The organism is Mesorhizobium sp. M0208 (genome assembly GCF_040322015.1).
In the GTDB taxonomy this organism is placed as follows: domain Bacteria; phylum Pseudomonadota; class Alphaproteobacteria; order Rhizobiales; family Rhizobiaceae; genus Mesorhizobium.
Map to the genome: position 1 here is coordinate 1 of NZ_JAMYSP010000030.1, position 12,401 is coordinate 12,401.

16 protein-coding genes are annotated in these 12,401 nt (G+C 58.4%); 3 read left to right on the plus strand and 13 right to left on the minus strand.

The features are described 5' to 3' along the window. Positions 1-79: 79 nt before the first annotated feature. From tnpB to NKJ17_RS24675, 8 genes are all read right to left on the minus strand, one after another. Complete coding sequence (gene tnpB / locus NKJ17_RS24640; protein WP_352480788.1) at positions 80-433, minus strand: IS66 family insertion sequence element accessory protein TnpB; 354 nt, start codon at positions 431-433, stop codon at positions 80-82. Continuing rightward, on the minus strand, positions 430-720 hold the full coding sequence (locus NKJ17_RS24645; RefSeq protein WP_352690386.1) for a transposase: 291 nt from the start codon (positions 718-720) through the stop codon (positions 430-432). The genes tnpB and NKJ17_RS24645 overlap by 4 nt, the downstream gene beginning before the upstream one ends. 1,277 nt (positions 721-1,997) lie before the next feature. Beyond that, positions 1,998-2,177: a hypothetical protein gene (locus NKJ17_RS24650; RefSeq protein ID WP_031195317.1), complete on the minus strand. Its 180-nt coding sequence runs from the start codon at positions 2,175-2,177 to the stop codon at positions 1,998-2,000. A 173-nt stretch (positions 2,178-2,350) separates the two neighbouring features. Then, the gene (locus tag NKJ17_RS24655) at positions 2,351-2,869 is read right to left on the minus strand and encodes a hypothetical protein (protein WP_352690389.1); all 519 of its coding nucleotides are present in this window, start codon (positions 2,867-2,869) and stop codon (positions 2,351-2,353) included. Between the two features lie 2 nt (positions 2,870-2,871). After that, positions 2,872-3,093 carry a hypothetical protein gene (locus tag NKJ17_RS24660; protein ID WP_352690392.1) on the minus strand — a complete coding sequence of 74 codons (222 nt, stop codon included), beginning with the start codon at positions 3,091-3,093 and terminating at the stop codon, positions 2,872-2,874. Positions 3,094-3,124: 31 nt separating this feature from the next. Then, positions 3,125-3,313 (minus strand): helix-turn-helix transcriptional regulator, encoded by a 189-nt coding sequence (locus tag NKJ17_RS24665; RefSeq protein ID WP_352451790.1) that lies wholly within the window; start codon positions 3,311-3,313, stop codon positions 3,125-3,127. A gap of 5 nt (positions 3,314-3,318) precedes the next feature. Then, a complete protein-coding gene (locus NKJ17_RS24670; protein WP_352451791.1) occupies positions 3,319-3,579 on the minus strand; it encodes a phage integrase central domain-containing protein in 261 nt (86 codons plus the stop codon). A 349-nt stretch (positions 3,580-3,928) separates the two neighbouring features. Beyond that, entirely contained in the window at positions 3,929-4,195 is a 267-nt protein-coding gene (locus NKJ17_RS24675; protein ID WP_352690504.1) for a DNA -binding domain-containing protein, read from the minus strand. Between the two features lie 646 nt (positions 4,196-4,841). Here NKJ17_RS24675 and NKJ17_RS24680 point away from each other — a divergent pair. Next, complete coding sequence (locus NKJ17_RS24680) at positions 4,842-5,312, plus strand: Ros/MucR family transcriptional regulator (protein ID WP_352690395.1); 471 nt, start codon at positions 4,842-4,844, stop codon at positions 5,310-5,312. 233 nt (positions 5,313-5,545) lie between these two features. Here the strand turns inward: NKJ17_RS24680 and NKJ17_RS24685 are convergent, their stop codons facing one another. Continuing rightward, positions 5,546-5,758, minus strand: coding sequence for a cold-shock protein (locus NKJ17_RS24685; protein ID WP_352690398.1), 213 nt, complete (start codon positions 5,756-5,758; stop codon positions 5,546-5,548). Positions 5,759-6,067: 309 nt separating this feature from the next. Between NKJ17_RS24685 and NKJ17_RS24690 the strand changes: the two genes are divergently transcribed. Next, complete coding sequence (locus NKJ17_RS24690; protein WP_352451793.1) at positions 6,068-6,520, plus strand: hypothetical protein; 453 nt, start codon at positions 6,068-6,070, stop codon at positions 6,518-6,520. Between the two features lie 384 nt (positions 6,521-6,904). Further along, positions 6,905-7,324, plus strand: coding sequence for a hypothetical protein (locus NKJ17_RS24695; protein ID WP_352690401.1), 420 nt, complete (start codon positions 6,905-6,907; stop codon positions 7,322-7,324). Positions 7,325-7,393: 69 nt separating this feature from the next. Here NKJ17_RS24695 and NKJ17_RS24700 read toward each other — a convergent pair whose 3' ends face one another. From NKJ17_RS24700 to tyrS, 4 genes are all read right to left on the minus strand, one after another. Beyond that, entirely contained in the window at positions 7,394-7,936 is a 543-nt protein-coding gene (locus tag NKJ17_RS24700; protein WP_352451795.1) for a DUF309 domain-containing protein, read from the minus strand. 440 nt (positions 7,937-8,376) lie between these two features. Then, on the minus strand, positions 8,377-8,763 hold the full coding sequence (locus tag NKJ17_RS24705) for a hypothetical protein (protein WP_352451796.1): 387 nt from the start codon (positions 8,761-8,763) through the stop codon (positions 8,377-8,379). 1,747 nt (positions 8,764-10,510) lie between these two features. Further along, on the minus strand, positions 10,511-10,789 hold the full coding sequence (locus NKJ17_RS24710; protein WP_352690403.1) for a hypothetical protein: 279 nt from the start codon (positions 10,787-10,789) through the stop codon (positions 10,511-10,513). Between the two features lie 323 nt (positions 10,790-11,112). Then, complete coding sequence (tyrS, locus tag NKJ17_RS24715; protein ID WP_352690406.1) at positions 11,113-12,372, minus strand: tyrosine--tRNA ligase; 1,260 nt, start codon at positions 12,370-12,372, stop codon at positions 11,113-11,115. Positions 12,373-12,401: the final 29 nt, after the last annotated feature.

Consider the following 12,401-nt stretch of genomic DNA (forward strand, 5'->3'; position numbering starts at 1 on the left):
TCAGATTCATGCACTAAATCAACCACATGATCTCCGATAACGCCATTGGAGACAAGGCACCTGAGTCACTGTGCCACACTCATCCGGCCAGCTGCGGACGCCGTGCCCGCTCGGGGCGAACCAGTCTCCAATCCAGCCCTTCGAACAAGGCCGCGAACATCGCCGGCGACATGCGCATCACGCCGTCGCGAACCTGCGGCCAGACGAACTTCGAGCCCTCGAGCCGCTTGTGCACCAGCACAAGGCCGGTGCGATCCCACACCAAAATCTTGATCCTGTCAGCCCTTTTGGCCCGGAACACGAAGGCTGCCCCACAGAACGGGTCGAGGCCTAGCATCTCCTGCACAGCCAATGCCAATCCGTCCATGCCGCGCCGGAAGTCAACCGGCCGGGTCGCCACGTAGATCTTCAGATCGTTGCCCGGTGCAATCATCGCGAGGCCCGAACCGCTCGGATCACCTGCGACAGCTGTTCGAGGTCAACCGCCGTTCGGATCACCATGTCGTCGATCACGATCTCCACCTTCGCCGGCGTCGATTTCGATGGCCTCATCCTCCGCTGAGGCACCGATGTTTCGTCCACCATCAACTGCGCGAACATCGGCGCCATGCTTTCCGGCAGTGCCAGTTGTCCCTGACGAAGGCGACGCCGCCAATCGTAGACCTGCCAGCGGGTCGCGCCATGCTTGCGTGCGACCGCCGCCACCTGCACCCCCGGCATCAGGCTCTCGGCCGCAATCCGGGCTCTCTCAGCCTCCGAGCGAACCCGCCGTCCCGTTGGACCTTCCAGAACCTCGAGCCGGCCTGCGTAGCCAGCTGTTGGGGCGTCCAAATCGACGTCCATTTTGCCGTCTGCTCCCACGTAGGCCCTCCGTCTCTCGCGATCGGGGGGGATTCTTCGCACATTCACCTCATGCCCCGCACGAGGGGAGCGGCGTGGCGCTTACGGAAATTCGTGATTGCGATGGTTTAAAAAAAACACCGTCGCAGCCCTGAAGGCTGGACGGTGAGCGCACGCAGCCTGGCCGGAACGCGCGCAATAATTCCCGCCTCTGGTGCCAGATTGACGGGTTGCGCCTGACGATGACGAGGCGTAGGGCCCAAAGCGGGTGGGACGCCGAAGCGCCCCATTCGTTGCTGTTGCCCCTTTAGGTTTTTGGGGCCACGATTTGGCACACGTCCCTAAGCGGCCCTGATTCTCGGGTTGTCATTCGCCACCGCCAACTTCGCCCACTTGCCAGCCGCCAATAGCTCAGCGCCTCCGCGACGGTCTGCATATCCGCCTTTAGCGCCGAAAGCCTTGCCGACCTCAGCAACGTTGCCGCCTGCTAAGATGACCTCGATGACAGTATCGATATTGGCCGGTGGGGTGATCGGATCGGCAGTTCCAGCCAGCCGTACGTCTCCACGACTCCTGCCCAACTTAAGCTGGCCTAGTCCGCCTATTGCACCCAGAAAGAATGCGCCAGGTGCGATCTCTGGAGGATGGAAGCTGAAGCAAGTTGCCGACGTGAATACTGCGTCGGGATGTATCCACTCCTGCGATTTTATAGAGACACCTGGCGACACCGCATCCCAGTTGCCTGCTCGTGCCGGTTCCGGTTCGGCATCGCCGAGCCGCGGTTGGGCAGACGGCAGCGCTATGCAGGGATCCAACGAACGTGGATCTGGATTCTTCCCTCTTGGCCTGCCGTCCTTTCGGCTCCGGTCGACATGCAGTGGGCAGGTTGTCGTTGGCGGCCTGCGGAAGGCGCTCTCGAACGATGAGCCACAATGCGGCGGCCCTTCCCGTCGTGCTTTTTCAGCCAATTCCAAGCTGGCCGACCGCCACGAAAACGAAGCCGTACAGCGGTGCGCTTCTCCGCCGGGTTGGCCTTCACGAAGGCGTCTGTTGCTTCTAGTATTTCCTTGCGGGTGGTCTTTGTCATGGGTGGTCATCCCAATTCGAGAAACCGGCCAGGCCGGGTAGTCCGTTTCCGCAATGCGCGGGACGGGTAGTCAGTCGTCATCCTTTAAATCTTCGGCTTCGTCCTTGAGCTTCTGCCAGTCAGCGCCGTGCTTCCGCAATAATGTGCGCGCCTGTTTGGCCGATAGGTCCGTGACTTCGGTAAGGTGCTCTACCTCAAGTTCTGCGCCCTTCTTAACGCGGCTATCGTCGCTCTTTTTCTTCACGGCCATATCTCCGCGCTCCTCGCCCATCGATCAGAGGCAACGAGCGCTAGTGAGCATTGTTCCGGACCTGTGGAACTATCTGCCCGCCGCATTGGTTTCTCCATTGAAAGGAGGACGATCATGCTAAAATGTTTACTTGGTCTTGGCGCGCTCATGCGGTGTTCCAAATCGGCCGAGACTTACAACGACAATCCTCCTAAGTCCCGCTTCAAGATGACCTGGTTTGACGACATTGCTGATAGCCGCCCTGAGAACTTTCTCATCAAGGGCGTCTCTCTATCGATGTAAATAATCCCGGCCGTGTCGGCGTCACATTCTGGAATGTTGTCGACCACAACGCACCAGCGGAGGGCCTCACTGATATCTGCAGGTTCGTTGTCGGGTCGCGGGTGTAACAGTTCGCGCTTGAACGTGTAGTGGTCCCAGGCCACGTCTTCCGGCGCAACCATGATCGATCCGCCTGTCCTGGCCATATTGCCGTAGTGAAAACTGGCCAGCCTCTCTGCGTCGCCATTGTTGATAAGGTCGAGGAACGTTTTTGCTTCAGTGTGGGTGCGGTCATTCGGCGTCGGCTCCATGAGCGCGGCAACAGCGGCGCTGGCAATTTCGGCAACAAGAGAACGAGAAAACGTGACGACGCGCCCACCATGAGCGTTCGGCGCGAAAACGGCGAAGCCGCCATCGGGTCGCTTGGACACCTTCAGATTATGCGCATTGCTGTCATTTCAATCAATTCGCCAAGGAAGCGGATGCTGACTAAGCCCTGCGCTTCTCGATCTTTGTCTGTTCGGTCGATGGGCCACTCCTCTTGCAGTAGGTGCAAGCCGGTTGCGAACTTTTCCCTATTGAAGTCCGGAACATCCTCTATCAAGCGGATCAGAAGATGCTGCAGGAACGCCTTCTCGGTAGCCTTCCAAAGCATAAACATTTCGCAACAGTTTCGGCATTGTGGCTCATGCTGCCGCGCTCGCGGCGATACGCTTATCAATCCACTCTTCGACCTCGGCACGCATATATGCACTACGTCGTTCGGATAGCGAAACGGGCTTCGGGAACCCCCCGGCTTCCGCCATCAAAATCAATAGTGTACGAGAAAGAGACGTCGCTGCCCCGCGCGTGAGCTTCTGTCGAGCCGGAAGCATATCCTTCAGGCCTCTCCGCCAGTCGGCAGGGTTGAAAGCCGCCTCGCCTTCGCGTAACCCATTACTGCTGCAATGCACATGCGGAGGCGGTCAGCAGTCTCTGGTATCTTCTCCCAGATCGGCTTCAGCGTCTCGACCACGTCGTCGCGCGCGATCTCGGCGATCGGCCTCTTGTGCAGCGGCTTGGCATATTCACGCAACGTCATCGACCACTGCGCGTTGTGCTTCCCATTGCGGAAAGACTTCTCCTTCACCGCTATCTTCATCGGAAAGCTAGCCGGGAAAGTGTCTCGCTTGACGATTCGAAAGACCCGCTGTTTATAGCTTTTTCATCGGCTTCTTTCGTTATCGTTGGCGTCGGAATTGTCCTGCCTGCATGGTTGGCTTTTCATGTTGGCGGTTCGGGTTTGGTTGGCCTCGTGTTGCTGTCGTCCAGCGTGGCGGGTCTGGTGCTCGCACCGGTCGCCGGCCATCTGGTCGATCGTCATGATGGAGCAAAGAACTGAGGTCTTTCAATTTGAACCTAATTCCCGCAGCCCCGACCGTGAGACCGCTCTTTTCGCGGACGCCGTAACCACATCTGAACAGGCGGAGCGTGTCGCCGCCTGTTCGCCCTCATCCGGCGAACAATTCCTTGTAACCGGTCGTCACCATCCAGTTCGCCCGATCGAGATGGCTTCGCACAGTTTTCCGAGCCCGCTCCGGCTCTTGCACCGGATCGATGCCGAGGATGACCTGCGCCATCTCCTCATAGCTTGCCTCGTCGGCACCTGCATCCAGGAGCCTCAGGTAGGTCGTGAAGTGCTGACGGTCGTAGCTGGTCAGGCTGTCAGACCAGGGCACTTCTTCTGTAAGACCTGGTTTAACGTCTGGATATTTCATCATGACATCGGGCTCCGGAAGTAAGTGATCGAAGAGCGATTGTTCTTTTCGACAGCCTAACCAAGGATGGGAAACATCGTAGCTAAGACACCATCGCGATCATGACCCGCAAGCGCCCGCTCGAGGCGATATGCGCATCTTCTGAGCGGTTCGACCCAGGTGAGGGATGAATTGCAAAAAGCTCAAGACCGTGCGGCGCGCACATCGGGTTTCGCATTGTTGGCCATCAAGGTCGTTTGTGACCACAGGATTAACAGGCAAAGCTTGTGCTTGAATTACCGTGATGCTCAGCATCGGTTCAACCACCGTATTCGAGTTCGTAGCGCCTGCCGAGGGCGCGCTGGCCGGGGCGCAGGTCAAATCGAAAGTCAAGAACCGAAGCCTAGCTACCGCATCCGTAAGGGCTTCGTGAGCTGCGGAAGGACGACCTTGGGGCTTCATGGAGGGCGCAAAACATCTTTGGCGCTTCGTTTTGCCCGGCCGACAGCGCGCAGATCAACACGCGCACGACGGCGGATGCAGCGCTATGGTCCTCGGCGCCGACGAGCATCGCGATAGTCCTGCCGGGCTGTATTTGCTTTCAGCGGGGACCGCCACTATGAAGCGACGCTTCGCCGACTGTGTTTCAGGCTGCCCGGAGAATTTCATGACAGAAGAAGCCGCAAAAAACATTGACACCCTCATCGAGCTCACGGCCGATGTCGTCTCAGCCTATGTCTCCAACAATCCGGTCCCGGTGGGGGATCTCCCTGCCCTGATCGGCCAAGTGCACGCGGCGCTGAAAGGCACGGCTGCAGGCGTCACCGCACAAAAGCCGGTTGCGCTTACGCCTGCTGTCCCAATCAGGAAGTCGGTGACACCGGACTACATCATCTCCCTTGAAGACGGCAAGAAGTTCAAATCGCTAAAGCGCCATCTGTCGACCCACCATGGCCTGACGCCAGATGAATATCGCGCCAAATGGGGCCTGTCGGCAGATTATCCCATGGTCGCGCCGAATTACTCTGCCGCACGCTCGACTTTGGCCAAGACGATGGGGCTCGGCCGCAAACCGAAAGAGCCGGAAACGCCGGAGCCGGCACCGGCGAAGCGGACCCGCAAGAAGGTCGCAGCTTAGAATTTCGGCAATCGAGGTTCGTGCTGGAGCGCGCAGCTACCGTCGGCATCTGCGCAGAATACGAGAAGGCGGGGACAGCCCGCCTTCAACTGCAAACATCCTTGTTTCACAAGAAGCGCCTCCGCCAGCAATGTGCTGCGCCGAACCCTATTCTCGCCCGCTCTTGTCTAGCGGCCGTCAGTACATCCGGACTTGCCGCGTCCTTCCGGCTCTTGCCGGGGGCAGGAGAAAAATCAACCAGCTTTGCTGAGGCTGCCAGCGGAGGATTTGCCGGTGCGGCGATCCTGCTCGATCTCATAGTTGATCTTCTGGCCGTCAGCGAGGGTCGAGAGGCCCGCGCGTTCGACAGCGGAAATGTGGACGAAAACATCCGGACCGCCATTGTCGGGCTGGATAAATCCAAATCCCTTGGTGCTGTTGAACCACTTCACGGTTCCAGTCGCCATACGCGTATTCCTTGTAAAGTTTGCAAACGTTCTGGTTCGGCGATCATGCCGGGCCGGTTCATAGTATAACGCAGCAAATGCGAAAGACCGCAAGGCCCGGAGCGACACGCCGTGGTAGGCGCATCGTGGAGCCAGTGGACTGGCCGCGACCAAGCGGCAGTCGCAAAGGCAGACGAAACTTAACGCACCACGTGGTGAACCTTGCAATGAGGAGTCGGGGGCCGGCACCTCGTACGATCGCCATCGTCAAGAGGAGTCGAAGCATTAATCACTCCGGCCAGTGCGGATGCGATCGATCATGCGAGCGTTTTGCTGGATCAGTTCAAAGGTGAGTCAGGAACAACCGCCCAAGCGATCGACGACTTCCTGCTTGATCTGATGACCCTGGTGGTTGTTGTAGAAAACACCCGCAAGAGGCTCTACAATCTGGCAGGCGCGCGTGAGATTGACCAGGATCAGGCTTGTTCGAGGCTGATTAGAGCGCCCACTCTCGCGAAGAAGGGGGCCGATCTGATCATCGACAAAATCGAGCGCAGCAAAGCTGACCTATGGGTGATCGCTGCGCGATTCCTCATGCGCCACCCAGCGTCTGGATCAACGACAACGAGGGCTGCGGAACAAGCCTCGTCAGCGCCACCTGTTGCGACTTCTCAACCCACTCTAAGGGTTGATCGGTGGAGGGAAGCCGATGCGATGTGCACCAAGTGCAGCTTTGGGATTGCCGAGCGCTTGCGAGTGCAATCTGTGCCCGGCCACCCATGACATCCGGCATGCGGACCATCAGCAGCATAATCAGTCGCAGGTGACCGATTCAAAAAATGCGTTGGACGGGTCGATTTACTCGGGAACATGCGAGCATGGAAAAGGTGGCGGCCATCCTCATTGCATTTTGAATATTCTGCGGCTTCGCGATGGGCCTACTAAAGGCGACTGCGTAGGCGATATGGTCATTATGGCGGTCATGCTGACGGCAAGACATCAGATCGGGAGCCTGGGCCTAGGCTCCGGCGGTGAGCCGCTTTAGTCGTGGCTTGGCCGATAGCAACGTCTTCGAAAATGGGTTGGAAAATGCATGGGGGCGGGTGGACGAAAGCGTGCGATCGGCCTAGACGACATTCGCACTCCCCCAAATCCGCCGAGAGCACTATGAAGCAGCAGCGACCTTTTGTCGTCGAGATCAAACAGAAGCGTGGGCTCATGAAGCGGCCACAGTCAATCTGGGGCAGCATCGACCTGGCCGCCATCGCGAACGATATCGCGGAAGCGAAGACTGAAGGTGAGATCGCTGAAGTGCCGATTCTTCCTTGTAAAGATATCCGTTCTCGGCCCATGGCCGCCGTTGGTCAAGGGGTCCCCGATGCCAAGGACGTGACCATTCCCGACGGATCGCTTCCTAAGCAGCCGACGGTTGAGAAAGCGCCGGTTCCGAAGGCATCGAACCCACCGACTGAAGACAGACGGACCCGCCAGAAAAAGCGGTGGGAGAAAAATGTTGCTTTGCCGAGAGGTGAACGATGGAAGCGGCGCCTGCCATGGGTGCTCCGCCAGCGCCGGGCTGTGCCGTAGGTCAACCGCACCAGGATTGAAGCTGCCCGTGTCGAACTGTCCATGACGGGCCGGCAGTGCACTTGCCTATCAGACGCCCTCGGATTTAGGGGCGAGAATGAAATAGAAAACGGGCTCAGGCTGGCCAGGCATCGGCTCTCGCAAAACAGCCGGGAAAGTTGTGGCCGTTTCGGCGTGTACCGCGAGCGCGGCAGGTGTCATTCCGAGTGCGGCCTCAAAGGGCCGGCTCGGCAGAGGCGCCAGCCGACGAAAAAGCGCTGCAGCTCTCGCCGCATGGCGCGCGGCAGCGACCCGCTTTCCCTCGCGGATCTTCACCCCGGCCGCCGCCAACAGGATCAGTCCCTTGAAGAAAAGGCGATGCTGAGTGCTTTGTTTCGCAGCGTGCCAAAGAGGCTCCCAAGCCTCATGGGCTTCCCAGTAATAGCCGTGATTGAAAAGGTCGATACCCCATCGGAACGCGTTTGAGCTGAGTGATTCCTCGACGGCAACAACGGTCCCCGGGTCGCTTTGGTAACTGTGACCCAGCGGGTCGCGAACCGGATGCGGATGTTTGCCAGGCAGGTATGCGTAGCCCGGGAAATTCTTTTCGGGTAGCAAGCGACGACGTGACATAGACCCCAGCAATCATGAAAGCACGTCGATGACAATTCATGTCCTATGGAATCTGATGGGACACCGCCTGCATTGGCTGCTGGGTCCTTCCATCCCTGAGATTTCAGCCTCCGCCGTACACGCACGACGCCGGACGTCTTCGGTGGCAGACGCCGATAGCGCTTGACCGTCTTGAAGCCCGACTACTCGCGCACCGAAGACTGACGCTGCTTCTGCGAGCAGCAAGCCCGGTCGCAAGGCCGAAGGCGACCCCAAGGTAGTTCGGATCGATCTCCGCCCGGAGCCAGTCGCGCCGGCGTTCAACGTGAGCAGTTTGAGGACGGGAACGAAGCTGGGTCTCACTGCGGAGCGGCTGCTGCTGGCGGGGATTCGCGCGCTGGTGCCTCATCGCCGCCGCGCCATCTGCTTAGCCCGCAAGGTAGGAAGCGGCGCTCAGCCGGCTAGAACCGGGCGAAGTGACCAGAGCTCCGAAGTTTGGCTAGCAGGATGATGGCCGTTCCGCGGTGGTCAACCCTCGCTTGCTCACGCAGCGGAGACGCATCCCAGGCAGCCAATTCTGCCACCAAAAGGGCGGTGTCCCCGTTTACCGATGCGCATCTAAGTTGTCCGTACTTGTCCATCACGATTATTGCTGTGCCGGTGACGCCATATCCAATCGCGGCCATCCGCTGAACGCAAATATCGCCGTCGACACGAACATCGAAAAGAACCGATCCTGCGGTTTTCTCCGCAGCGTCAGCCACACGATCACAGAACGGCCGATGCAGGCCTTCGATATTGCCGAGTGACTGCTCAAACAACGCCAATTCAACATGCTGCGCCACCATGGCTGCAAAATGCGCGCCGGCTGGCACAATCGACAATAGGCCAGGGCTGACTATCCACGCACCAATCGCCCTCCCGATGCCTACATCGCAACTGCGCTCTTGGCGGGCGCTACTTCGCTTGTCCGCGGCATGCCCAAGCCGTTGGAGCGCTCCTCGAACAGATTGCCCATAACATCACAGCCCAAGATGGCCAATAGGACGAACGACCTTGTAATATCGCTTCATTCGTCCTCCCGAGCGCCGCGCTTCTTTTCCACAAGCGTTTCGGCTTGCCGGAAATTAGGAATCCGCATGGCTTTTCGGTTGGGTGTTGGCAGGAAGACTTATGCGCGGGCGAGGATGGATCAAGGCGTTGCGTCAGGACGACGCTCGGCAAGTGCGTGCGCATTGCGGAACTGGAGCGCGATCTCATGGCGACCAAATGAGGAGTCTCGGAATTATTCTTGTACGATTTCGCGAGTCACATTCTTCCTGCCAGTCGAACCGGCAGATTGCGAATTCAGTGGCGAGTATATGTCCGCGATTTAGCGGAACGACTGTCCCGTTTTTGCGAAATGCGCACTCACTCAGCGGAGACGCATTCCACGCAGCCAATTCCGCCACCAAAAGGGCGGTGTCCCCGTTTACCGACGCGCATCTAAGTTCTCCGTTGTTCCCCAACACGATTATTGCTGTGCCTGTTACCTCAATCGACCGTTCTGCGATCGTGTGGCTGACGCTGCGGAAAAAACCGCAGGGTCGGTTCTGTTCGATGTTCGCGTCGACGGCGATAGCTGCGTTCAGCGGATGGCTGCGATTGGATATGGCGTTTAAATCCTAACGGGATTCAATAATCCCTGTGGGACGGCACGTCCTGTGTCCTGCAGCGCGTTGTTGAGCGCATGGCCCATATAGCGGATTGATGATGGTGAAGGCCTCGGGCTCTCCTCGGCTCCGGCACCGGCACGGAACGTGTCGGCCGGCACCGCAAAGGGCGTTCGGCCGGCCGGAGAGAGGTCGAGGCAGCAAGCATTCCCAGTGGGGAAGTCAGGCTGTTTGGCTGTCGCATCCACGAAAGGTCGCGCCACAGAAACTTGATTGCCAGTCAAATTTTGTTTTCTCGACGCTTCACGAATTAGCATTGGATGCTTCGCTGTTGGGCGTGAAGGAAGATAGGCTGGGGATGGCGCGGCCCGAGCGAACCCACAAAGCCTTCACACGATGCAGATAAGGCACGGGACCTCGTCGAAAGTGTCGACAGGCTGGCTGGCGTTGCTCATGACTGAGCGGAAATAGAGCACGGCAAGACGGTGGAGACCATCGCGCTCGACAGCAAGAACAATTCTCCAGAGGCGATCATCATTATCGATCCGGCGGTCGGGAGGCCTGGTCGGCTTAGCGGGGCTACGACGATGCGACATCCAACAGATATGCGGCATGACTCGGTCAAGGTCGGTGCTGGAATTGCCGCCCGAAAATGGAGTCTTGGCCCAGGAATCGAGCCGCCATCGCGGACGTTGCACCGAAGCAGAGCCGGCACTGTCTCAAGTCCGGATGGCGAAGTGCGCAGCCGATGAAAGCTGCGGCAGTTGGGGGCGCGTACAAGCCGTATATGATGACGACATTCGGGGCGCCACGGAGGCGTTCCGCGTTCCTATCGCTCGAACCATGGCCATCGACGAATACGACAGGCCATCAGGTCCGCCGCGCCTTAGCGATAGATGAGTCGCAGCTTCGCCGTGCATAGCGTGATCGCGGAAGTTTGCATTTACGCGCTCCCGTCCGTTTCATTCTCCTCATCGATTTCGCGCACGGGCAGATAGGCGTTCGTTTCCAACCATTCCCGCAGCACGATCTGAATGAGGTCCGCCCGGCCGATTTCCATTTCGGCAGCAATGGAGTTGAGAGCGTCCTCGGTGGCCGGTTCCAGCGGCACGCCGGCGACGTTTCTGAGCATCAATGCCGCGCGCCGCAAGATGATCTGCAGATCCGCGCGCGAAACGTGTGTCGCTTGGCAGTTAATTAGTAAGCGCGAATTTCCCCGCACCTTTTACTGTTGAGTGCTCTGATGCATGAGGCGTCACCAAAATAGGTGGACACCTTGTGTGCGGTCGCCGTCAATGCCGATCACATCAAAGGAAACGGCCCGCCCATTGCCGCATGGAAGCGTGACAATGCTGCTCGACCTCCTACATGTTAATGCATCACGCAATATAGTAGCCAATCACCCACCCGGCCAGTTTGCTGCCTTTGCCCGGCCTTAACTACCCCCTGAGGAATGTCTCTCGACATTTCTCAGGGAACTCGACGCGAATGTCTGCAATATCCGCTAAGCGGGCAGAATTTCTGCGACAGCATCTTGCTGAAACCCTACTTTACAACAGTGTGGCGCTTCCGGCCGAGCGAAAGCCGGATCGGGAGGTCTTGGGACGATATCATTGTATCAACCTCGACGACGTTGCCGTTGATCCGCACACCTCGTCCCGAGATCGCCCTTCGCGCTTCCCCTTTGGAGGAGGTCAATCCGGCGCGTACCAGCAAATCCACAAGGGCTACTCCGGCCAAGCCCTCGGCGTCATTTAGATGAAGCGTCGGTAGCCCCTCTGCGGCTTCGCCCTGCCCAAATGCTTGGCTAGCCGTGGCCTCCGCCTGTTTGGCGGCGTTAGTTCCATGTGCCAGGGCCGTAGCTTCGTTGGCGAGACGTTCTTTGACGGCGTTTAGCTCGGTTCCTTCAGCCTGTCCAAATCGCTCGATCTCGTCCATCGGCAGATCGGTGAAAAGCTTCAGGAACCGAACGACATCAGCGTCTTCCGTGTTACGCCAGAATTGCCAGTAATCGTATGGCGAAAGGCGATCTTCGTTGAGCCACACAGCTCCGGCAGCCGTCTTACCCATCTTGACACCTGAAGGAGTCGTCAGAAGCGGCGTAGTCACTCCGAAGACTTCCTTTCCATCCGTCCGCCGTATCAAGTCGATGCCATTGATGATGTTCCCCCACTGGTCGGCTCCACCCATCTGCAGACGGCAACCGGTCCGGCGGGATAGCTCAAGGAAGTCGAACGCTTGGAGGATCATGTAGTTGAATTCTAAGAAGCTCAGGTTCTCCTGCTTTTCCAGCCGCGACTTCACACTGTCGAAAGAGAGCATCCGATTGACGGAGAAATGCCTGCCGACGTCTCTCAGCATGTCGATCCAACGAATGCTGTCCAGCCAGTCGGCATTGTTCACCATCACGGCATCCGTCGGGCCGTCTCCGAAGACAAGGAGACGGTCAAAGACCTTTCTGATCCCTTCAATGTTGGCGGCGATCCGCTCGTCCGTCAGCATCGGCCGCGCCTCCGAACGGAAGCTGGGATCGCCGATGCGAGTGGTCCCACCCCCAATGAGAACGATGGGTTTATGGCCAGTCTGCTGAAGATGACGAAGCGCCATGATCAGAAGAAGATGACCGACATGAAGACTGTCAGCCGTCGCATCGAAACCAGCGTAAGCGGGTACGATGCCTGCTTCAAAGGCGGCATCGACACCCGGCAGGTCGGTCCCTTGATTTACATAGCCGCGCTCAATGAGCGTCTTCAAAGCCGCCGAACATGGTTCGGAATGATCGGTTGCTAAATCGGGAAGTGCCATATAGGGAATCCTCCTGGTATTGCCGCCAG

Coding starts and splice junctions, on each gene's coding strand:
- tnpB (WP_352480788.1), bottom strand. CDS start 433: ATGATTGCACCGGGCAACGATCTGAAGATCTACGTGGCGACCCGGCCG.
- NKJ17_RS24645 (WP_352690386.1), bottom strand. CDS start 720: ATGCCGGGGGTGCAGGTGGCGGCGGTCGCACGCAAGCATGGCGCGACC.
- NKJ17_RS24650 (WP_031195317.1), bottom strand. CDS start 2,177: ATGGCCGTGAAGAAAAAGAGCGACGATAGCCGCGTTAAGAAGGGCGCA.
- NKJ17_RS24660 (WP_352690392.1), bottom strand. CDS start 3,093: ATGCTTTGGAAGGCTACCGAGAAGGCGTTCCTGCAGCATCTTCTGATC.
- NKJ17_RS24665 (WP_352451790.1), bottom strand. CDS start 3,313: ATGCTTCCGGCTCGACAGAAGCTCACGCGCGGGGCAGCGACGTCTCTT.
- NKJ17_RS24670 (WP_352451791.1), bottom strand. CDS start 3,579: ATGAAGATAGCGGTGAAGGAGAAGTCTTTCCGCAATGGGAAGCACAAC.
- NKJ17_RS24675 (WP_352690504.1), bottom strand. CDS start 4,195: ATGAAATATCCAGACGTTAAACCAGGTCTTACAGAAGAAGTGCCCTGG.
- NKJ17_RS24680 (WP_352690395.1), top strand. CDS start 4,842: ATGACAGAAGAAGCCGCAAAAAACATTGACACCCTCATCGAGCTCACG.
- NKJ17_RS24685 (WP_352690398.1), bottom strand. CDS start 5,758: ATGGCGACTGGAACCGTGAAGTGGTTCAACAGCACCAAGGGATTTGGA.
- NKJ17_RS24695 (WP_352690401.1), top strand. CDS start 6,905: ATGAAGCAGCAGCGACCTTTTGTCGTCGAGATCAAACAGAAGCGTGGG.
- NKJ17_RS24700 (WP_352451795.1), bottom strand. CDS start 7,936: ATGTCACGTCGTCGCTTGCTACCCGAAAAGAATTTCCCGGGCTACGCA.
- NKJ17_RS24705 (WP_352451796.1), bottom strand. CDS start 8,763: ATGGTGGCGCAGCATGTTGAATTGGCGTTGTTTGAGCAGTCACTCGGC.
- tyrS (WP_352690406.1), bottom strand. CDS start 12,372: ATGGCACTTCCCGATTTAGCAACCGATCATTCCGAACCATGTTCGGCG.